Source organism: Paenibacillus sp. FSL H7-0331, assembly GCF_001956045.1.
Genome location: NZ_MRTH01000001.1, coordinates 191053 through 212817, shown reverse-complemented (window position 1 = coordinate 212817; position 21765 = coordinate 191053). Strand labels below are relative to the sequence as shown.

The 21765-nt window shown below is 44.4% G+C and carries 23 protein-coding genes and 1 tRNA gene; 22 read left to right on the top strand and 2 right to left on the bottom strand.

The features are described from left to right. Positions 1 to 252 precede the first annotated feature (252 nt). From BK127_RS00985 to BK127_RS00975, 3 genes are all read left to right on the top strand, one after another. A tRNA-Pro gene (locus tag BK127_RS00985) sits at positions 253 to 326 on the top strand. A 264-nt stretch (positions 327 to 590) separates the two neighbouring features. Beyond that, positions 591 to 725: an S-layer homology domain-containing protein gene (locus BK127_RS45650; protein WP_083688958.1), complete on the top strand. Its 135-nt coding sequence runs from the start codon at positions 591 to 593 to the stop codon at positions 723 to 725. Positions 726 to 910: 185 nt separating this feature from the next. After that, the gene (locus BK127_RS00975; RefSeq protein WP_076227624.1) at positions 911 to 2287 is read left to right on the top strand and encodes a sulfatase family protein; all 1377 of its coding nucleotides are present in this window, start codon (positions 911 to 913) and stop codon (positions 2285 to 2287) included. Between the two features lie 59 nt (positions 2288 to 2346). On the opposite strand, the gene BK127_RS00970 is transcribed toward BK127_RS00975, so the two are convergent. Next, positions 2347 to 3033: a response regulator transcription factor gene (locus tag BK127_RS00970; protein ID WP_076227622.1), complete on the bottom strand. Its 687-nt coding sequence runs from the start codon at positions 3031 to 3033 to the stop codon at positions 2347 to 2349. A gap of 74 nt (positions 3034 to 3107) precedes the next feature. Continuing rightward, positions 3108 to 4583, bottom strand: coding sequence for an ATP-binding protein (locus BK127_RS00965; protein WP_076227619.1), 1476 nt, complete (start codon positions 4581 to 4583; stop codon positions 3108 to 3110). A 157-nt stretch (positions 4584 to 4740) separates the two neighbouring features. Between BK127_RS00965 and BK127_RS00960 the strand changes: the two genes are divergently transcribed. From BK127_RS00960 to trpE, 19 genes are all read left to right on the top strand, one after another. Further along, positions 4741 to 6063, top strand: a complete 1323-nt coding sequence (locus BK127_RS00960; protein WP_179097341.1) for an ABC transporter substrate-binding protein — start codon at positions 4741 to 4743, stop codon at positions 6061 to 6063. A gap of 67 nt (positions 6064 to 6130) precedes the next feature. After that, entirely contained in the window at positions 6131 to 7018 is an 888-nt protein-coding gene (locus BK127_RS00955) for a carbohydrate ABC transporter permease (RefSeq protein WP_076227616.1), read from the top strand. A 24-nt stretch (positions 7019 to 7042) separates the two neighbouring features. Next, positions 7043 to 7918, top strand: coding sequence for a carbohydrate ABC transporter permease (locus tag BK127_RS00950; RefSeq protein WP_076227613.1), 876 nt, complete (start codon positions 7043 to 7045; stop codon positions 7916 to 7918). A 43-nt stretch (positions 7919 to 7961) separates the two neighbouring features. After that, positions 7962 to 9092: a glycoside hydrolase family 88 protein gene (locus BK127_RS00945; protein WP_076227610.1), complete on the top strand. Its 1131-nt coding sequence runs from the start codon at positions 7962 to 7964 to the stop codon at positions 9090 to 9092. A 274-nt stretch (positions 9093 to 9366) separates the two neighbouring features. After that, on the top strand, positions 9367 to 10293 hold the full coding sequence (locus BK127_RS00940) for a phosphatase PAP2 family protein (RefSeq protein ID WP_076227608.1): 927 nt from the start codon (positions 9367 to 9369) through the stop codon (positions 10291 to 10293). Between the two features lie 103 nt (positions 10294 to 10396). Next, positions 10397 to 10624, top strand: a complete 228-nt coding sequence (gene mtrB / locus BK127_RS00935) for a trp RNA-binding attenuation protein MtrB (protein ID WP_076227605.1) — start codon at positions 10397 to 10399, stop codon at positions 10622 to 10624. Between the two features lie 102 nt (positions 10625 to 10726). Continuing rightward, on the top strand, positions 10727 to 11260 hold the full coding sequence (locus BK127_RS00930; RefSeq protein WP_076227602.1) for a hypothetical protein: 534 nt from the start codon (positions 10727 to 10729) through the stop codon (positions 11258 to 11260). Between the two features lie 107 nt (positions 11261 to 11367). After that, complete coding sequence (locus BK127_RS00925) at positions 11368 to 12204, top strand: heptaprenyl diphosphate synthase component 1 (RefSeq protein ID WP_256711130.1); 837 nt, start codon at positions 11368 to 11370, stop codon at positions 12202 to 12204. An 11-nt stretch (positions 12205 to 12215) separates the two neighbouring features. Continuing rightward, positions 12216 to 12935: a demethylmenaquinone methyltransferase gene (locus tag BK127_RS00920; protein WP_076227596.1), complete on the top strand. Its 720-nt coding sequence runs from the start codon at positions 12216 to 12218 to the stop codon at positions 12933 to 12935. 25 nt (positions 12936 to 12960) lie between these two features. Continuing rightward, positions 12961 to 13833 (top strand): UbiA-like polyprenyltransferase, encoded by an 873-nt coding sequence (locus tag BK127_RS00915; protein ID WP_076228353.1) that lies wholly within the window; start codon positions 12961 to 12963, stop codon positions 13831 to 13833. Next, a complete protein-coding gene (locus tag BK127_RS00910) occupies positions 13830 to 14453 on the top strand; it encodes a UbiX family flavin prenyltransferase (protein ID WP_076227594.1) in 624 nt (207 codons plus the stop codon). Before BK127_RS00915 ends, BK127_RS00910 begins: the two co-directional genes overlap by 4 nt. Next, complete coding sequence (locus BK127_RS00905; protein ID WP_076227592.1) at positions 14450 to 15424, top strand: polyprenyl synthetase family protein; 975 nt, start codon at positions 14450 to 14452, stop codon at positions 15422 to 15424. The genes BK127_RS00910 and BK127_RS00905 overlap by 4 nt, the downstream gene beginning before the upstream one ends. 78 nt (positions 15425 to 15502) lie before the next feature. After that, a complete protein-coding gene (gene ndk, locus BK127_RS00900; RefSeq protein ID WP_076227589.1) occupies positions 15503 to 15946 on the top strand; it encodes a nucleoside-diphosphate kinase in 444 nt (147 codons plus the stop codon). 15 nt (positions 15947 to 15961) lie between these two features. Beyond that, positions 15962 to 16741 (top strand): CheR family methyltransferase, encoded by a 780-nt coding sequence (locus BK127_RS00895; protein WP_076227587.1) that lies wholly within the window; start codon positions 15962 to 15964, stop codon positions 16739 to 16741. A gap of 159 nt (positions 16742 to 16900) precedes the next feature. Next, entirely contained in the window at positions 16901 to 17065 is a 165-nt protein-coding gene (locus tag BK127_RS43525) for a hypothetical protein (protein ID WP_179097340.1), read from the top strand. Positions 17066 to 17240: 175 nt separating this feature from the next. Then, positions 17241 to 18404, top strand: a complete 1164-nt coding sequence (gene aroC, locus BK127_RS00890) for a chorismate synthase (RefSeq protein ID WP_076227585.1) — start codon at positions 17241 to 17243, stop codon at positions 18402 to 18404. 62 nt (positions 18405 to 18466) lie between these two features. Next, positions 18467 to 19561 (top strand): 3-dehydroquinate synthase, encoded by a 1095-nt coding sequence (aroB, locus tag BK127_RS00885; RefSeq protein WP_076227583.1) that lies wholly within the window; start codon positions 18467 to 18469, stop codon positions 19559 to 19561. A 3-nt stretch (positions 19562 to 19564) separates the two neighbouring features. Next, entirely contained in the window at positions 19565 to 19942 is a 378-nt protein-coding gene (aroH, locus tag BK127_RS00880; protein ID WP_076227581.1) for a chorismate mutase, read from the top strand. 252 nt (positions 19943 to 20194) lie between these two features. Beyond that, positions 20195 to 21736, top strand: a complete 1542-nt coding sequence (trpE, locus tag BK127_RS00875; RefSeq protein ID WP_076227579.1) for an anthranilate synthase component I — start codon at positions 20195 to 20197, stop codon at positions 21734 to 21736. Positions 21737 to 21765: the final 29 nt, after the last annotated feature.

Here is a 21765-nt window from a genome sequence, read left to right as displayed (position 1 = left end):
TATGCGCTCAAATATGAAAGCTTTCGGCTCATAATCGGTGTTGCACGAAAACGATCCAAAAGGTGGTTGCAGATGTATTTGAATTGCTTCTACAAATAGCTAAGTGAACCACAAGTTGTATCGGTTTAGGTTGCAAGGATCCGCGGCTACGTGATATAATATAGTCCAACAAACAGTAAAGATCGGTTCTCCATTTGAGCGAAAACACCACGTCCGACAAGCGTTTATGCCCGCAAGGAACCGAGGGAACAACGGATATTAGCGCAGCTTGGTAGCGCGCATCCTTGGGGTGGATGAGGTCGTCGGTTCAAATCCGGCATATCCGATACATGAAGTAGACCTTGCTTATGTGGGGTCTACTTTTATGAGAATATTCATTGATCTAAACAACTTCAAGGCCTGCAGAGGCCTTATAACTTATATTATATTAAAAAAGCCTTAGATAAGCTCTTTTATAAAGAGACGATCTAAGGTTTTTTGCTGCGTGCGGGCCAAAGAAGCTGTGGCAGGTTTGCTCCTTCGGATTCACCTCTAAATCATAGTTTGCCGCCATAATTACTCGGAATTTGCGTCTACAAGCAAGTGGCCAAATGTATTTTGATGATGTCCCTCAGCACGCTTGGTACGCTCAAGCTGTTGTGGCAGCGGTAGAAGCTGGATTGATAACGGGGCGAACCAAGCGAATATTTGCTCGCTTCATGCAGTACAGAGTAAACAATAAGTGAAATGAATGACCAGTGAATCGCAAGGTGAATAAAACATTCAACTGTGAGATAAGCAGGATTCGAAGTAAAATAAAGTTGAATTTGATCTTGGAACTAGGTAAATAGCCTATGCAGATACCGAGGGTTTCACATGCTCAACAGCAGGATTTATTTATAAATAGAAATAGTATAGGGAGGTTATAACCATGTCGATAAAAAAGCCCAATATTCTGTTTGTATTTCCAGACCAGTGGCGAAAACAGGCAGTAGGTTTTCGAAACGAGGATGAAGTGTACACACCCAACATTGACCGGTTTGCTGCGGAAAGTGTTGATTTGGATAACGCGATCAGTTGTTTCCCGCTTTGCTCGCCGAATCGCTCAGTCATGATGACGGGACGGTTCCCTCTATCCACAGGGGTAACGACGAACTGTAAGCTGGGGCTTCCTGTAAAGCTTCATGATGATGAGATTACGATCGGTAATATATTGAGCAGCGCAGGTTATCGCACCGGATATATTGGGAAGTGGCATCTGGACTTGCCTGAGCAATCCTTCGTGCCTGAGCCGGAGTCCGGGGCAAAACACTGGGATGCTTACATCCCTCCGGGCCCCCGCAGATTTGGTTTCGATTATTGGTATGCGTACAATGCCAATGATCAGCATATGGCACCCCATTATTGGACGGATTCGCACCACCAGATTGTGCCCCATGAGTGGTCGACCAAGCATGAAACAGATGTAGCGATTGAGTTCATAAGAGAGCACAATTCAGAACAGCCTTTTTGCCTGTTTGTATCGTGGAATCCGCCTCATCAGCCTTTTGAACAGGTGCCGGATTCGTATAAAGCTTTGTATGCTGATAAGCCTATTCACCTTCGTCCCAATGTTCTTGGGGAAGGCACAGAACAAGCGCAGCAGCATATACGAGATTATTATGCTGCTGTGACGGGAACCGATTACGAATTTGGTCGATTGCTTGCCGTGCTGGAAGAAGAGAGCCTTGCCGAAGATACGATCGTTGTCCTTACATCGGATCATGGCGAAATGATGGGGGGCCATGGATGGCTTGAACACAAAAATGTATGGTATGAGGAATCTATAGCTGTTCCCTTTTTTATCCGTTATCCTCGTGAGTTGAAACCACGCCAAGACTCTATATTGTTCAACAGTGCCGATATCGTTCCGACTTTGCTTGGCTTAATCGGGATATCAGTACCGACGCACATTCAGGGTATCGACCATACTGGAATTATTCGCGGTAAGGAAGGAAATCGACCTGCCTCGACATTTATTTGTCATTATCCAGGAGCTGTAAATGAGCACGAGCTGGCGCAGCAGCAGGGAGACAATATCAACGCTTACGGTTGGCGAGGTGTACGTACTTCCCGCTATACCTATGTCGTCCAGAAATCTATCCATGATCAATGCGTCAAGCGGTTGTTGTATGATAATGAGCAGGATCCGTATCAGATGTTTCCAATCGAATTTAATGGGGTTCCTGATGATTCCGTTGCCTTGGAGCTGGAGAATGAGCTTCAATCCTGGTTGACCAAACTTGATGATGAATTTTCTTTAATCTGAGAATGTACGACATAGATAGCCCCTGTTTGGTTGTGAAGCCAAAGCAGGGGCTATATGACTTACAGCTTTCTCAACACTTCGAAAATACGTAATTCGTTGACGGACCGTATCACTTCAGCGATGCTGGATTGGTGGAATTTTTTTAATAAGCTGTTGATTTGTTTCTTGATCGTTTCGTATTCAACACTGCGTTCTTCCGCAATTTGCTTTCTGGACTTACCTTCGCATAACAAACGAAGCACCTGAAGCTCGCTTGGCGTTAATTCGGAGATGATCTGGATGATGTAAAGCAGACTGCTTTCGGTTCGCTTTACTCTAGCAAATTCCTCCCTGATTTTCTCAGCGATCATTGGGCGAATAGGTGAACGGTTATGATAGGCGGAAAGAATAGCTTCGATCACCTCCTCATTCGTCGATGTCTTAAGCAAATAATCGATAATTCCAGTTTGAAAAGCAGAAAAGATAAAATTTTCGTCTTTGTGCACGGTAAGTACGATAATTTTGATATGAGGCAGCTTTTCGTTGATTTGTCGGGCCGCATCAATCCCTGCATAAGAGCTTTCCATTTCAATGTCCATTAAAATGATATCCGGCTGCTCGATTGCTGCATGCATGATGGTTTCATATCCGGAGGATGCTTTGGCCACACATTCCATTTGGTCGGATTGTGCTATGACTCGTTCCAATCTTCTTCGATGGGCTTCCATATCATCTGCAATCAATATGCGAATCTTTTTTTCTGGCATGGAGGACCCCCCTTTTTCTAACTATCATAATAATTGGGTAGAGCTTAGGGTGAATAAAGTATTCCCCTTGTCGCCTAAATTAAAGGTAAAAAGATAGTGAATTTAGTGCCTTGACCTATCTGGCTTTCCGCCTGAATTTTACCATCGTGGCCGGTAACGATCTTGTGACAGTAAGAAAGGCCGATTCCCCAATTATTCACCGAGGACTTGGTAGTGAAAAAAGGATCGAAAATCATATCCAAGTGGTCTTCGGGAACGCCTGGTCCATTGTCAGTGATTTGAATGATTCCCCAGCCGTTATGGTGATAGGTTTCAATCAGGATGAGTCCATCTTCCTGCCGGGACAGAGAATCTGTGGCGTTTTCCAGCAGGTTATACAGAGTCTCACTCATATGATGCAGATCCATATAGACTAACGATTGCGGGTCTTCCAATTTCACCTGTATGTCGGCCTTGCTTTCGCTTACCTTGAAGAAGGACAAGACCTGCTTGACAGGCTGATCGAGAGAAAGCGGCTGCAGATTTAATTCAATGTTCTTCAGCTTGTCAGCTGCCTGGTCAATGCTTTCCATGGCGGAACCGCACGAATTTAAAATGAGCTGTAAACTATAAACTGTTTCTTCGTCCCCGCTACTCCGCTCCTTCACATATTCAGCTTCCGATTGAATTGCGATTAAGTGATTTTTTAAAGCATGTGTAAAAGCTCTTGTCCCCAAGGTTGCTGTATCTATACTTTTATTAATTTGAATATCGCGGTTTTTACGATACGCTTCAATGGATTTGAATTTGTACACAATAAATATGATGAACGTTAAGGCCAAATAAACGCTGTATGGAAGTACATACAGAACAATCGGATGCGAGTCGAGAGGAGGCTGCAAATAGTTGTAGTAGCCTTCCATATAGGTAGCTTTGACCAGGTTTTTGGGAGCCCATGAAAATAGCAGCAAATGAATGATAACTACCGGAATCAAAGCAAGAATATGAAATGCAGTCAGATTTTTAATGAATTTAATTTTGGGATAGTTGATGTAATAGTGCAGCAATAAACCAAAGGCGAGCATCACCATGACGTATTTTATATTTTTTAATACAAAATCCAGAGCTTCCAGAATGGGAATAGAGCTCAATTGCTGCTGCCACACAATATTAAGTGCAGGATCAAAGGCAAGGAGCTGGATCACCATCAGCATTCCTACTACAACATACACCGTACGTTGTATCTTCGGTTTCATATTGCGTGTGAAGGATACAGCAAATAGAAGCAGGGAGCTGTAAAAAATAATGACCCCCCCATTCAACATACGGATGAGCAGGTTAGGGTTAAATTTAGTCAGCACCAAATAGTTCCAGGTTCCCGGACTGAAGTTAAAGAAAGAGTGAATAATATTGTAATAATAATTAAATTTGCTTAAGTAGAGAGTAAACGAAATGAATGAGAGCACCCATCCGACGATAATACCATACAAAAAACGAGTAGAAGAGTTGTTCAGTTTTTTATAGGTAAATAAGATAGAGGAGATAAGAAACAACAGGGTTACGAAGATCATATAGGCTACCTCTTGACTGATTAACACCCGAATCCAGCAGTGTTCACACCACACCTTGGGGGAATAAAACTTTCAACTGTCGGGCGTTCCTTTTCCGAAATATAATGAAATTATTAAAGCGCATTCAAAGCATAACAAAACAAAAGGTGGTTGTAAAATGAAAAAAATAATGAATCTGGCCCTTACAGGAACACTGGTTGCAGGACTTGCAGCTGGTTGTACTCCAGTCAAAGAGACCTCTAAGGAAGGGACGGCAAAGCCTGCTGGAGAGAGCGCTAAGCCTGTTTCTTTAAAAATGACTGTACTTCCGGACGACCTCGATACCTTCAAGCTGGTATTTGACGAATTTAAAAAGGAGAACCCGAACATCTCCGTGCAGCTGGATACGATTCCCCAACAGCAGTATTATGACAAGCTGCGTCTTCAACTATCCTCGGGGGATGACATCGATTTGATTGGTGGAAATATGGACGTATTCCTGGATACTGGAATTCTGGAGCCACTTGATGACTACATTAAGAAAAGCAATGTGGATGTCTCCGGTTTCGGACCGCTGTATGACAACCTGAAGGTGAACGATAAAATGTATGGTTTGCCTTACCGGAAATCGAATTGGATGTTGTATTACAATAAAACACTGTTCGATAAAATGAATGTTCCTTATCCGAAAGCAGATATGACATGGGAAGACTTCCGTGAGTTAGCCAAAAAAATGACCCAAGGCGATGGCGCCAACAAAATGTACGGTGCATTTCTCCATCCGTGGGCTCAAACCTGGTATATCCAGGCTGTACAAACGGGAGCTTCTATAATTGACAAGGATTTAACCCCGTTTAAGAATGCACTCCAGTTCCGCATGGACATGGAGAAGGATGGTTCGATTATGTCCTGGGCAGAGCAAATTACGACCTCGGCTCATTACAATTCCGCCTTTCAAAAAGGGAATGTGGCGATGAACCTGATTGGAGATTGGCATATTGCCCAACTGCGAACAGCTGAGCAAGAGAAGAAAATTAATTTTGATTGGGATGTCGTTCCTGTGCCGCATCCAGCTGGAGTGGCTCCGAACACCAGTCTGGCGACTCCCGTATCCTTGATGCTGAACAAGTCTTCCAAGCACAAAGAAGAAGCATTTAAACTTCTCCAGTTTATGACCACCGCCAAAGGCGCTAAGATATTCGCAGCCAAAGGCTTTCTTACAGGCTACACGAATGATGATATTCGCAAAGCCTATATAGGGGACGGAAGTATGAAACCCAAAAATATTCATTACTTTGTCGAGCAAAAGGAGTATCCGGAATATCCACTGCTGCCTGGTATAAAAAATATTGTACTCAACAATATTTACAAGCAGGAAGGAGAAATGGCACTGACCAAAGCTCAAACTGCAGACCAGGCTATTCAAAAAATAGGCGAGCGCATTCAGAAGGAATGGGCGGACAAATACGGTAAAGATTTCAAAGCAGCAGCGAAAAAATAATGAATTCCAATCGAACTTCACTTGAGCCAAGTGAAGTTCGATTGCTAAGAATAGGAGTTGAACCGTGATGAGAACGAACAGAACCTTCTTCACCCGAGATCGCAAAGTGGGATATACCTTTTTGCTGCCTAACATGATTGGCTTTCTGGTGTTCATCTGCTTCCCGGTAATAGCCTCGTTTTTGATGAGCTTTACAGATTGGAACGGGTTCGGACAAATCGAGTTTGCCGGCCTGTCCAACTATACCCGACTTTGGGGAGATGAAACCTTCCGGATTTCGCTTATGAACAGCTTGATTATGACTATTGTGTCTGTACCGGCAACCTTGTTTCTGGCCATATTGGCCGCAGTGGCTCTGAATAAAGGTGTCAAGGGAGTCAAGCTGTTCCGCACAGCGATCTTCATGCCCCACATTACCGCAACGATTGCTGTCGCTGTTGTATGGCAATTGCTATACAATCCTTCGATGGGACCTATTAACGGACTGCTGCGAAGTTTAGGTGTCGAGCAGCCGCCTATGTGGCTGGCGTCAACCACATGGGCGCTTCCCTCTGTGATCATCGTAAGCATATGGCATTCTGTAGGTTATTACATGGTTCTGTATTTGGCTGGATTACAAGGCATACCCAAAGATCTGTATGAAGCAGCTTCGCTTGACGGAGCCGGGAAAACCTCGCAATTCAGGAATATTACTATACCGATGCTATCACCCGTTATCTTTTTTACAGTCATTATCGGTATTATCAATTCATTTAAAGTTTTCGATATGGTCTACGTGCTGACCAAGGGTGGACCAGGGCGTTCGACGCATGTGCTTGTATACGATATTTATTACACAGCCTTCCAACGATATGAATACGGTTATGCATCGGCGATGGCATATGTGCTTTTTGCAATTATTTTGGTGATTACCTGGATTCAATTCAAAGGGCAAAAAAAATGGGTGAATTATTAAGCAAGTCAACAAGGAGGAACTCTCATGAGCACTATTGTGGAGCCAAGGGCATCCTATTCCGCTTCGAAGCCTTATCGGTTGTCGGCTATAATGCGTCAAATACTGCTGTATGCCGTTATCATCACCGTATCATTATCTATGATTGCCCCGTTTATATGGATGCTTTCTGCTTCTGTCAAGTCGGAAGCGGAAGTTTTTTCTTACCCTATTCAATGGATTCCAAGCATTTTCTATTGGAGTAACTATGAGAAAGTATGGTTGAAGCTTCCATTTTTCACTTATTATTTAAATACGATTAAAATTGCAGTTTCTACTACGATCCTGCAGGTCATTACTTGCTCGCTGGCGGCTTATGCCTTCTCCAAGGTGCGTTTTCCTGAGCGGGATAAGTTATTCTTTTTGTATATAGCTACAATGATGATCCCTTTTCAGGTAATGATGATTCCGCAATTTATGCTGATGAAGCAGCTTGGGCTGATGGATTCGCATTGGGCGTTGATTCTGCTTGGAGCTTTCAGTCCGTTTGGTGTTTTTTTGTTCCGCCAATTTTTTATATCGGTTCCAGAGGAGCTTTCAGAAGCGGCCAGAATTGACGGTTTAAGCGAATTTGGTATTTATTTACGTATTATTATGCCATTGATGAGGCCAGCTATCGCCAGCTTGACGATTTTTACGTTTATGCATGCCTGGAACGATTTTCTGGGACCGCTGATTTATATTAATTCGGATCATTTGTTTACTTTGCAGCTCGGGATGCAGCATTTTCAATCTGAGCATGCGACTGAATACGGACCGTTGATGGCTGCAGCCGTATCTGCAATTGTTCCTACGATTCTGATCTACTTTTTTGCTCAAGACCATTTTGTGGAGGGGATAACTGCTGGCGCTATAAAAGGATGACCCCGCGTAAAACTATACGGTCGAAATGAAGGAGTGCACAGTCATGTGGAAGACAGCTATAGAAGATGCGATGAATACAATTAAAAGCAATATCGCCAAGTTTGGAGATGCTTATCCCCATGTCAGTCAACAAGGCAGCTACAGTGGCTATTTGAATGCTAATCAGGAATGGACCTCAGGGTTCTGGTCAGGAATGCTCTGGCTGGCATACGAGTATACGAATGATCGGGTTTATCGTGATGCGGCTGTCAAAACTGTGGGGAGCTTCCGAAATAGGCTGGAAACTAACGATTCTATTGAACATCATGATATTGGTTTTCTATATTCCCTCTCGTCCAAAGCACAATGGATCATCGAGAAGGATGAGGCTGCTAAGGACCTGACAGTGAAGGCGGCTGACAAACTGATGACCCGTTGGAGGGAGAAGGGGCAGCTGATTCAAGCCTGGGGACCTCTCGGGGATCAGGAGCAGGGGGGAAGGATCATCATCGATTGTTTGATGAATCTACCTCTCTTGTATTGGGCCTCTCTAACAACAGGTGATAAGAGCTATGCTGTGGTAGCAGCGATCCATGCGGAGAAAAGCAGACGTTATCTGGTTCGAGGAGATGATTCGAGCTACCATACCTTTTATTTCGATCAAGAAAGCGGAGAACCTATCGGTGGTTCAACAGCACAAGGCTATCGCAACGGATCGACATGGACAAGAGGGCAGGCTTGGGGCGTATATGGGTTTGCGCTATCTTACAGATACACGGGTAATCCGAAGTTTTTGGAAGCCTCCAAAAGGATGGCGAAATACTTCCTACAGCATTTGCCGGAGGATCAGGTCGCGCTCTGGGATATGAATGTTCCGACTCACCCTGAACCCTATCGTGACAGCTCTGCCTCAGCCATCGTCTGTGCCGGTTTATTGGAGCTTTTGGAGCTGCTGCCTCCAGATGATTCAGATCGTGATGAATTGCGGCAAGGCTTGGAGCGGTCCATGACATCGCTTGTGACGAAGTATGCGACTATTGGAATGAAGGATTCCGAAGGTTTACTTCAACACGGCTCTTACAGCGTAAGAGGCGGTAATGCACCGGATGATTTTATGATATGGGGGGATTACTACTATTTGGAGGCTCTTCTTAGGTTGGATCGAGGAATGAAGGGATACTGGTATGAACCTTGATTTCACAAATTAACGCGGTGATGTAATTAAGTGAAGAGACATCCGAAACATTCCACCATTTTCCGCTTCATATTATATACAGATTGCACGTTTGAATCGTGTTATTCTCATCATGATAGGACATCGACATGTCGATGTCTTTTTCTGTGCATGGATTGAGAACTACCTCCTGATATGTTAAAATTTTATGAAGCAAAATAGGCTAACTTTTGATATACTTAGCCGACGGCTATTCATGTGTCATATCACTGTTGCAAAGGGGAAATACTAGACTATGTACAACCGAGCAAGGGGATGGCTCGCTTCCCTGGATTGGACCCATTATGGGATTATTGCATCAATCTATCTGATATGGCGAATCGGTGAGGGTGGAGGCTGGAGTACTGCATGCTGGATGCTGCTCCTGATATGCTTGCTGGGTGTTCGAACGGACCAGATTGATGTTGATTGGAAACGTTTTTTTGTGTTTGGATTACCCCTGCTATATTTATTCTATTATTTTTACGGTTCAGGTAACAGCTTATGGTGGAACATCGCAAACTGGATGTTTGAAAACAATCGACATCCATGGACCTGGGATGATGCGATGAACAGTATTCCACTCAACAATGCAGCCTGGATGCGGATTTATAATTCACCTGCACTGGATCAGGCAATGGTTTGGGTATACAACTACGGCTTTGTATTATCGCTGTGGCTTTGTATCGTTCGCAGCTTCTGGACCCGAAGCATCAAAAAGATGCTGTCCTATGCATTGTCGGGTCACGTTTTGCAATTTCCATTGATTTTGCCCTTCTACAACCTGATTATGCTGCGTGAGGTTTGGTTTGTGAAAGGTCAGCGGGATTTGCTTGGACGTGTATTTACAAGCGAGAATGAATTGCTGACCAATGTGATGAACTGTTTTCCGAGTATGCATACATCAATTTCATTTGCTATGCTGCTGCTGGCCCTTCGTGAGAAGGATCGAATTTTCAAATATATGATGGTCACTTATTGTTCATTGATTATTATATCGACCATGTATTTGCAAATTCACTGGGTTCTGGACGTATTTGCGGGTATGGCCTTTGCATACGGTACTGTCAAGCTGGCAGATTTACTAATTCGCATATGCTCGGACAGGCTGCCAGAGTGGTTAAAAGGCTATTACAACAAAAAACAGAAAAAGAAATATCCCGATACGACGATGGTTGCCTGATGGCGGCCATTTTTCTTGTCTCAATGTCATTAAAGAGTTGACATTATCGCTGATTTTCTGCATCATACTAGTAAGTAAGCATGGACAGGAAGGAAGATTACAAATGGATGACAAGCAAAGTCAGGAAGAATATTTTGTTGTTAAAGCCAAGGAGAACGGCGTACAGGTTATCGGCTTGACCCGTGGACAGGATACGAAGTTTCACCATACCGAAAAGCTGGATAAAGGCGAGATCATGATCGCCCAGTTTACCGCTCATACCTCGGCTGTGAAGATCAGAGGCAAAGCCGTAGTGATGACGAAGCACGGTGTTATGGATACGGAGGAATAATTTTTCTTGGATCCTGCAGGCATAGCCTGCTTTTTTTTGTTGTACAATGATAAGAGCAGGATAGTCGCTCTGCGCGCCCGAATGAAGATTGGGGGTTGTACAATGAAATGGTTGATTCGACTGCTTGCCACTTCGATTTTAACCGTCTGTGTCGTGCTGTCAATTTCATTATTACCGCAGTTGGAAAACGATTGGGATTCACCTGTTTTCAGCTTGGTAAGAGCAGAACCTTTAACAGAATTAAACGTTGTGGATGTTATGAGCAAACTACAGCTTCACATGCGCATACGCAAGGTTGAGGTCAGTCATGCTATCGTATCGGTTGACCTATTGGCTTCTCCGTCATCAGACAGGCTAGAGGTTCTCAAGGATGTAAGCGGAATCCCGCAATTATTGTTCAGCCATTCTTCCAACATTAATCAGGTTCTGGTTCGAGTTTTGGATGGTTCCAAGCAGGTTGGTGGCAGTACTTCATTACTTATAGCGGCAGATGCACGACGAGAGAAAATGGTTAGAACGGATTACAGGCTGGAGACGAAGACAGCGGAGGAAATGGAGCAATATTTGCAGTCCCATTATCGTATGACCTTTACGCCTAACTGGCGAGAGAAATTTGAAGCAAAAAGTTCAAATTGATATTGTGCGTCAACACTTTGATTGTGCTATAATAGTTTGGATTATGATCAAGAGATGTTCTTGTACCGGTTCGGAGGCTAATGATGAATTGTTATCGGATACCAGAGATGGCCCAAAAATATATAGATTATGACATGATACAGAAATACACGGAACTCCCGGATTTCCCCGAATTTCGAACACGGATTTTATATGCATTTCTCAATAGACATAGCGAATTGCACGATTACAGCGAGTTGTTCAGTCTGGTAACGAGTCTGGTCCAGTTGGGACTCGACACTCATGATACGGTCAGCATTACGAATCAGGCCAAGGATATGAAGTCAGCCAGATCAAGACAAATCAAGGTGCTGGCAGGTGATTATTTCAGTGCCCGGTTCTACTTTCTGCTTGCAGAGGCTGGACACATTGCTATGATAGGAACACTTTCTGATGCTATTTGTGAAGCAAACCGCTTGAAAATCGTTTTTTATCAAACATTAAAAAGCGTGAACCTAACCTCGGAAGAGTATGTAGCTCAATCAGTAGAAATCAGATCGCGGATTTATAAAGCCTTTTCTCAGTTCATGGAAGGGTCGCTCTATAAGGTTTGGCCAGAAATATTGCGTTTATTCACATTATGTGAGCTGCTGCTTCAAGAAATTGGCAAGCCGGAGAAACAGCAGCAGCCGGACAGCTGGAGCTTTGGGTATATGCTGCAGCAGATTTCCAAAGAAGAGCGCAGGATCATGCAGCTTGAGGAACCTGATCCAGGTAAAATCCGTTCCATATGGATGAAGTACAAGATATCATCACAATTATATCAACTGCTAGAAACAACGACACGTCAGCTACAGGACAAGCTGCGAACGCTCGAAAGCAAAGAGTTGAGTGAAGAGCTCAAGTTGATAGGAGAGCCGTTTGATCGCTACCTGTCGACTCCAAAAGTATTGGAAGAAATTTGAGGTGAATCGAAGTGCAGTCCAAATCTAAAGAAGAATTTGTTCATTCCGTCTTTGAAAGTATAGCTCCCAAATATGATCTCATGAATGACATTCTCAGCTTCCGCAGACACAAGGCATGGCGGAATTTTACAATGAAGAAGATGAATATGCAGCCGGGCAGTACGGCTATTGATCTGTGCTGTGGGACCTGTGACTGGACGATCAGCATGGCTAAAGCAAGCGGGACCGGGGATATGGTCGGTCTTGATTTTAGCCAGAATATGCTCGATTATGGCGCGGTCAAAATTCGCGAAGGCGGATTGGACAAGCAGATTAAGCTGGTACAAGGCAACGCCATGAAGCTGCCATACGAGGATAATACCTTTGACTACGCGACAATCGGATTCGCTCTGCGTAATGTGCCTGATCTTGTGAAGGTGATTGAGGAAATGCAGCGCGTGGTTAAGCCTGGCGGATGGGTCGTTTCCTTAGAATTATCCAAGCCTACATGGCAGCCATTCAAAGGGATATACTATTTTTATTTCCAAACTATATTACCTTTACTGGGTAAATTAATTGCCAAAAGCTATGAGCAGTATAAGTGGCTGCCGGAATCCTTGATAAACTTCCCTGATCATAAGCAGCTTGCCGAAATTTTCAAAACAACAGGGTTGACTCAAGTCCAGGCGTATCCGCTAACCGGAGGCATCGCAGCACTTCATATCGGCATCAAGAGGCAGGCGGCGGAATGAGAAACGGGAGTGGTGGATTTAGATGCTGTTGAAAAAGACGAAGATTTTTTTGGAAATGATCAAAATTGAACACACGCTTTTTGCACTGCCATTCGCATTTATGGGAGCCATATTGGGCTCTATTGTCATGACTAACCATTTGCCGGGTTGGGCTGCAATTGGCTGGGTCATTCTGGCGATGATAGGTGCTCGCAGCGCGGCCATGGGTTTGAACCGGGTTATCGACAAGGTATTTGATGCGAAGAACCCGAGGACGGCTGCCAGAGCGATTCCTGCCGGATTGATTTCCTCGAAAGAAGCTATCATTTTTATTGTGATTTCATTCACACTGTTATTTTGGGCAGCCTCTAATTTAAGCCCGCTTTCCATGAAGCTGCTGCCTATTGCGGTCTTTTTTCTTGTGTTATATTCGTATACAAAACGCTTTACCTGGGCTTGTCACTTAATCCTTGGCTTAACGCTTGGATTAGCTCCGCTTGGAGGCTGGGTCGCGGTGACGAACGATATCTCACTGCCGGCTATCATTTTTTATGTGTCGGTTTCCTTCTGGACAGCAGGGTTTGATGTAATCTATGCATGTCAGGATACAGAGTTTGACAAGAAAGAAGGACTGCATTCGATACCACAACGATTTGGCGTTGCGAAGGCTCTAAGAATTGCCCGTTGGTTCCATCTGGTTACAGCTATCGGATTCATTGTCTTATTTTATTTAACAGATTTGAGCTGGCTCTATTTGATCGGTATTCTTATCGCGAACCTGTTATTGTTTTATCAACATAAGATAGTTACGCCTACGAATTTAAGCCGCGTGAACATGGCTTTCTTTACCTTAAACAGTACATTAAGCTCAGTCGTATTCATCTTTTCCCTGGCAGACTTGGTGGTGCTCCATAAATGAGTCGACCTTGGGTAATTGGTATAACCGGAGCTAGTGGAGCAGCTTATGGTGCACGTTTGTGCACCTATTTGCTCTCTATAGGAATGGAACTGCATGTGCTGGTTACAGATGCTGGCTGGCGGGTATTAAAGGAAGAGCTCGGGTGGGACTCTAGCAACAGAAAGGCAACGCTTCAACAACATTTTGGTTCCCATCCAGGAAGCTTTCATTATCATCCGATTCAAGATATCGGGGCAAGTACGGCAAGCGGCTCATTTCGGACGGCTGGGATGGTAGTTGTTCCTTGTTCAATGGGAACTTTGTCAAGTATTGCAAACGGTACCTCGGATAATTTGCTGGAGCGGACGGCTGATGTGATGCTGAAGGAAGGCAGGCCGCTAATCATCGTTCCTCGCGAAACTCCATTGCATGCGATACATCTTGAAAATATGCTTAAGCTGTCCCGAATGGGCGTCCGAATGATTCCGGCTATGCCGGCATTTTATCAAGGACCTCAGACGATAGCTGACATGATTGATTTTGTCGTAGGTAAAGTATTGGATGCGATGCAGGTGGAGCATGAACTGTTCAAAAGATGGGGTTCACAGGGAGATAAATCTGTGACGCAGGTGACGGAATGAAACTGATCGAATTGTACGCCAAAATGAAAAAGGATATTACTTATATCGAAAAAGAGCTGGAGCGCAGTATCGACAGTGAGCATGCACTGCTTCGTGAGGCTTCGCTTCATTTATTAAAGGCGGGCGGCAAAAGAATCCGGCCTGTTTTCGTTCTGCTTGGGGCCAAGTTTGGCCATTACGATCTGGAACAGATCAAGCATATCGCGGTTCCTTTGGAATTGATTCATATGGCCTCATTGGTTCATGATGATGTGATTGACGATGCTTCGACACGCAGAGGTCAAAAGACCGTCAGATCCAAATGGGATAATCGGATTGCTATGCATACCGGAGATTACATATTTGCCAAGGCCCTAACGGTCGTCACCAAGCTGCCGAATGCAACCATTCATCAGATTATGTCGAAGGCGATCGTCGAAATGAGTATCGGTGAAATGGAGCAAATTCGATTCTTTTTCAACACCGAGCAAACGTTACGGGACTATTTGCTGCGAATAAAGCGTAAAACAGCCCTGCTGATTGCGATAAGCTGCCAGTTAGGTGCGATTACCGCTGGTGCTGAGGATGATTTGTCCATGCGGTTGTATCGATTTGGTTATAATGTTGGGATGGCTTTTCAGATTCGTGATGATTTACTGGATTTGTGCGGTTCTGAGAAGGAGATTGGTAAACCGCCTGGCAGCGATATTCGTCAGGGGAATATTACGGTACCGATCATCTTTGCTTTGCAGCAGCCTGAGCTCAGGGATGTATTATTAGAACAAATGCAGCAGATCAAGGAAGCTGACGGTCAAACCGATATTAGTACGTTTATCAAGCTGATCCGCAGCAGTGAGGGTATTCGTCGGTCAGAGCAGTTGGCTTCAAGTTATATTGATAAAGCGATAGCAGCTCTTCAGGGCTTGCCGGACATTCAAGCTAAGAAGGATTTTGTCGGTGTAGCACATTTTATCGGGAATCGTTCGTATTAAAATGTTAGCTTTTCCCATGGAATGGTTATCATAATACAATAACTATGTTATATTGGGATTTAAAAGGAGGATGGGAATATGGAACGCAGCTTTTTGATGGTAAAGCCGGATGGCGTGCAGCGTGGTGTGATTGGTGAGATTGTAAAACGCTTTGAACAGAAAGGCTTCCAGTTGATTGGGGCCAAGCTGATTCAAATGTCGAAGGAGCAAGCAGAACTTCACTATGTGGAGCATACAGGTAAAGATTTTTTTGAGAGGCTCGTTTCTTTCATTACCTCAGGTCCGGTGTTTGCTATGGTCTGGGAAGGCGATCAAATTATCGCATTATCCAGAACCATGATTGGTAAAACAAGCGCTGTAGATGCTGCACCCGGGACCATCCGTGGGGATTATGCGATACATACCAATTTTAATTTAATACATGGCTCTGATTCTCCTGAGAGTGCTGAGCGGGAAATCAATAATTTTTTTACCGAACAAGAATTAGTGAGATACACCAAGTCTATACAAACGTGGATTTAGGGTGGGATGTTGGCAATGGAGGATCAGGATTTTTTGTTATTTGTAAAAAAAGTCAAGGATTACACGTCGATCGATTTGGCTCAGTATAAGGAAGCTCAGATGAAGCGGCGGTTGACCACATTAAGAACCAAAAAAGGTTATACTACGTTTGTTGCTTTTTTTGAAGCGATGACCAAGGATAAGGATCTGTTCTACGAGTTTTTGGATCGTATGACGATTAATGTATCAGAGTTCTGGCGCAACCCGAACCGCTGGGAAGTGCTGGAGCGCGTTTTTATACCGGAAATGCTTCGTAAAAACCGTAAGCTCAAATGCTGGAGCGCAGCCTGCTCCACAGGGGAAGAGCCTTATACGTTGTCGATGATTTTGGCCAAGTTGAATGCATTGAGTGATACCCATCTGCTCGCTACGGATATTGATGACGGAGCTTTGGCCAAAGCCAAGAATGGTGTGTATTCAGACCGTTCAATCCGGGATGTTCCTCAGGCTTACCTCGATAAATATTATAAAAAAGAAAATTTGACTTATTTGGTGAGCGATGAGTTGAAAAAGGGTATCCGTTTTCAGAAGCAAAATTTGTTGACGGATAAATTCGATACCCAATTTGATCTGATTATTTGTCGAAACGTGATGATCTATTTCACTGAAGAAGCAAAGCACCTGTTGTATCAAAAATTTGCGGATTCTCTTAAGCCGGGTGGCATTTTGTTTGTAGGCAGCACCGAGCAAATTTTTTCACCGGGTCAATATAAGCTGGAGCCGGCTGAAACTTTTTTCTATCGAAAGAAAGAGTAGTCATACATGTATAAACTTTTCCAGTCTTGCCCATACTAAGGAGTAATTAGTGCTCGTGCATACGTAGATGCTTACGAAGTTAGTCTTTGCCAACGCAAAAACTCAGCAGATGCTTACGAAGTCAGTTTTTGCTAAAGCAAAAACTCTTAGGAGGGTCAAATGGACAAAAGGAAGGTTATCATGGCTTACCGCAAGGGCTTTATTACCATGCAGGAATGTGCACAGATTCTCGGAATTGACTCTATGCAGATTTTAGGTTTTGTGGATGCGCCCGACCAGACCGTGCATGCGGAACCATACATCAAACAATCGATCCATATATGATTTTGATCTTGCACCATTCATAAGAGTAGGAAAGAAGCGTAACCTCGGCTTTCATGCCGCTGCTGCGCTTCTTTTTTGTATACACGTTTCTTGTCAAACTGTGAAGCCTATACTATAATTAGCAAAGGAATCGGGTACATACCTACGGAAGAGAATGTCGGAAGGGGATAAACAAGTGAGATATTTAACAGCAGGCGAAACGCACGGACCACAGTTGACTGCAATTATCGAAGGCTTTCCAAGTAATGTCACGATTGACTTCGAAAAGGTGAACTTTCAACTGGGCCGCCGTCAAAAGGGCCATGGTCGCGGACGCCGGATGCAAATTGAGAAGGATACCGCAAGTATTGTTGGCGGTGTAAGACATGGTAAAACAACGGGGGCGCCAATAGCGCTTGTGGTTGAGAATAATGACTGGAAACACTGGACTTCAGTGATGAACATTGAACCGATTGAAGGCAATGACGAGTCCAAAAGAAGAGTTAACCGTCCACGTCCGGGTCATGCAGATCTTAACGGCGGTTTGAAATATAATCAAAAGGATCTACGTAATATTTTGGAGCGTTCGAGCGCGCGTGAAACAACGATGCGTGTCGCAACTGGTGCTGTAGCTCGTCAACTATTAGAAGCATTCGGTATTAAGGTAGCCGTACAAGTTATCCGTATTGGCGATGTTGAAGTGAAGCGTCAGGATTTGCCGATTGATGAGCTGATCCGTATTACAGAGGAATCTCCGGTACGTGTCGTTGATAAAGAAGCAGAGGCTCTTATGATCGCAGCGATTGATGCTGCCAAAGAAGACGGGGATACACTAGGCGGTATTGTAGAATGCATTATTGAAGGCGTACCAGTTGGATTAGGCAGTCATGTCCAGTGGGATCGCAAGCTGGATGGTCGCATTGCTCAAGCTGTATTATCCATACAAGCGTTCAAAGGCTGTGAGATTGGTATCGGTTTCGAGGCCGCCAAGCTCAGAGGCTCCAAGGTTCATGATGAAATTATGCATAGTGAAGATCGTGGCTTTTATCGCGCATCAAATCGTGCAGGAGGCTTTGAAGGTGGCATGACAACAGGCGAGCCAATCGTGGTGCGCGGCGTAATGAAGCCTATCTCAACCTTGTACAAAGCTTTGCAAAGTGTTGATATCGACACCAAGGAGCCGTTCACAGCTCAAGTAGAGCGTTCCGATACGTGTGCGGTACCAGCGGCGGGTGTTATTATGGAGAATATTGTCGCCTGGGAAGTAGCTAATGCATTTCTTGACAAATTCGGTGGCGATTCCTTGGAAGAAATTCGCAGCAACTATAACAGCTACCTGGAGCAGATCAAGAACTACTAATTCTGACTGTTGCAGCTATCAGGTACATGTAAATAGTCAAGCAGATGGGAGCGTTGAAACGAATGAGAGAGCTAAAGGTTGATTTGGGTGAGCGTTCCTACCCTATTTACATCGGACAAGGCATCATTGAACAAATCGCAGATTTATTCAGCAAACACGGGATCAGCAAAGGCTCGCCCATGCTTGTTGTTACCGATGATCATGTGGCCAAGCATCATTTGCCTCAGGTGATCAGCCGATTGGAGGCAGCGGGTTTTAAACCCATCTCCTATACGGTCGCTTTTGGTGAGAAATCCAAGTCACTAAGCGTTCTGGAGGATATTATTGGCGTGGCCCTACAGGCCGGGTTGGACCGTAAATCAGCCGTTGTCGCTTTAGGCGGAGGTGTGGTTGGAGATTTGGCGGGTTTTGTGGCAGCGAGTTATATGCGCGGAATAAAATTCGTGCAAATTCCGACTACGATCCTAGCACATGACAGTAGTGTGGGCGGTAAGGTTGCAGTTAATCACCCACTGGCCAAAAATACGATCGGAGCCTTTCATCAGCCGGAACTCGTGCTTTACGATACTTCGACCTTGCAGACACTGCCAGATCGTGATGTCCGTGCCGGACTGTCCGAAATGATCAAGCATGGCTTGATCTGGGACGCCGGATTTACGGCATGGTTGGAAGAAAACGCACAAAAGCTGGTACAGCTTGACGCTGAGGCTTTGGAATATGGCTTATACGAAGGCTGTAAAGTAAAAACAATCGTCGTCTCCAAGGATGAAAAAGAACACGGCTTGCGTGCGATCCTGAATCTTGGGCATACGATCGGCCATGCGCTTGAAGCGACAGCCGGGTACAATGAGCTGCTGCATGGAGAAGCGATTTCAATTGGGATGGTAGGTTCAGCCAAGGTAGCCGTTCGTCTGGGCTATTCGGAGGAAATCTACACGACAACGAAACGTATTTTGCAAGCATTTGGTTTACCAACAAGTATACCCGAGCATCTGGATACCGATGCGATTATGAGTGCTATGATGCATGACAAGAAATTTGATGAGGGCAATATCGTCTTCATCGTACCAACCGAAATTGGTAAGGTGGAGATTAACAAGAATGTGTCCGCGGCTTTGGTGAGAGATGTCGTGGAACAGCTGAAACGGGAGGTATAGCTCATGTTTGTTCGGGGAATTCGCGGTGCGACAACAGTAGAAAATAATGAAGAAAATGAAATTTTAGCGGCGACAACAGAAATGTTGAATCATATTATTGCCGAGAATGGTATCGTACCGGATGAAATAGCCAGTGTATTTGTAACGGTAACGACCGATTTAACAGCTACTTTCCCTGCGCGTGCCATTCGTGCAATGGAAGGCTGGGAGCTCGTACCGCTGATGTGTTCATTGGAGGTTCCGGTTATCGGCAGTCTTCCATTATGCATCCGCTTGATGGTTATGGTGAACACCGAGAAGAGACAGGATGAGATCGTTCATATTTATTTGAAGGAAGCTATGCGCCTTCGTCCCGATTTATCCAAATTGACAAAATCATAATACAAATAGTATAGTATGGGTAGCAAGTAGCAATACCAGACGAGTAGAGTAGAGTGAGTAGTTGAGCAGAGTTGAGATGAGCCGAGTGTAACACCGAATACCGTACAGGTGCTTGTTTGTGTGCGTGTATAGCTGCTGCTGTAAGATTAGCAGTGCTGTTTCGGTATGGTTAATATCATCTGCGATACCCACCTCTACTTGACGTAGAGGTTTTTTGTTATTTATATGAGATGAGCAGAGGAGTGATCGGACATGTACACACCAGAACTAAAGGAAGTTATCAGCCTATCCAAGCAATATAATTTGGTCCCGATCGTTCGTACATTAATGGCGGATACGGAAACGCCGATACGTGTATTTCAACATTTTTATCATGAAAAACGCGCCTTTTTGTTGGAAAGTGTGGAGGGTGGCATTAAATGGGCCCGCTATTCTTTTATTGGAACAGATCCCTTCATGATGATAACTGCAAAAAATGGCTTGACCGAGGTTGAAACACAATCGGAGAAGAAGCATACCATTGAAAAGCCAATTGATGTGCTGAAAGCATATCTTCGTTATTACAAAAGTCCGGCATTACCTGATTTGCCAAGGTTTACAGGAGGGGCAGTTGGTTTCTTCGGTTACGATCTGATGCAGTATTATGAAAAGCTGCCTGCTCACAAGGTGGATGACTTGCAGATGAATGATATTCAATTTATGTTCTGTGACCAGGTCATTGTGTTCGATCATTTCAAACAGCAGCTTAAAATCATTGCTAATGTACACATTCCACAGCAAGGAACAGATGCGGATATTGCAGCGGCCTATGAAGCAACGATTGCCAAGATCGAAGAAACGATAGAGCGTCTCAGACGTCCTTTACCAGGTCTTACTTTATCGCAGCAGTCCATCCCAACAGACGTGGAGCTGGGTGAAGTTAAATCGAATTTGACCAAGGAGCAATATATAGCCAATGTAGAGCAGGCAAAGGAATACATTCGTGCTGGAGATATTTTTCAGGTGGTGCTTTCGCAGCGTTTTGAAATCGAGACCGATGTATCCCCGCTGCATGTATACCGGATCCTGCGGACGTTGAATCCTTCACCCTACATGTATTGCCTCAAGATGGACGACGAAGTGATCGTTGGAACATCGCCTGAGCTGCTTGTTCGTGTAGAAGACGAGAAGGTCGAAACGCGTCCGATAGCTGGAACCAGACCAAGAGGGAAAACACCGGAGCAGGACAATGCTTATGAAGCAGAGCTGCTTGCGGATGAAAAAGAACGTGCCGAGCACTTGATGCTCGTAGACCTGGGACGTAATGATATTGGCCGTGTAGCTGAGTTTGGCTCCGTTCATTGTGATACATTCATGCAAATAGAGAAGTACTCGCACGTGATGCACATTGTTTCCAACGTATCAGGTAAAATTGCCAAGGATAAGGACTTTTTTGATGCATTCCTGTCGTGTTTACCAGCAGGTACTGTATCTGGTGCACCGAAGCTGCGGGCGATGGAAATTATAGCCGAGGTTGAGAATGAATCACGTGGTGCTTATGCCGGTGCTATTGGATATCTTGGTTTTTCAGGAAATCTGGATACGTGTATTACAATTCGGACGATTATTTTCAAAAATGGCAAGGCCTACGTACAAGCTGGAGCAGGCATCGTATGGGATTCGGTTCCAGAAAGCGAATATCAGGAGACCATTAATAAAGCAACGGGTATGCTCAAATCGATCCGTACTGCGGAAATCGTGTTTGCCCAAAAGCCGCTGGCACCTTCCGTCATTAACCATGATTATTACCAATAGTTCATACCTATAAGAAAGGAAGTTACGGC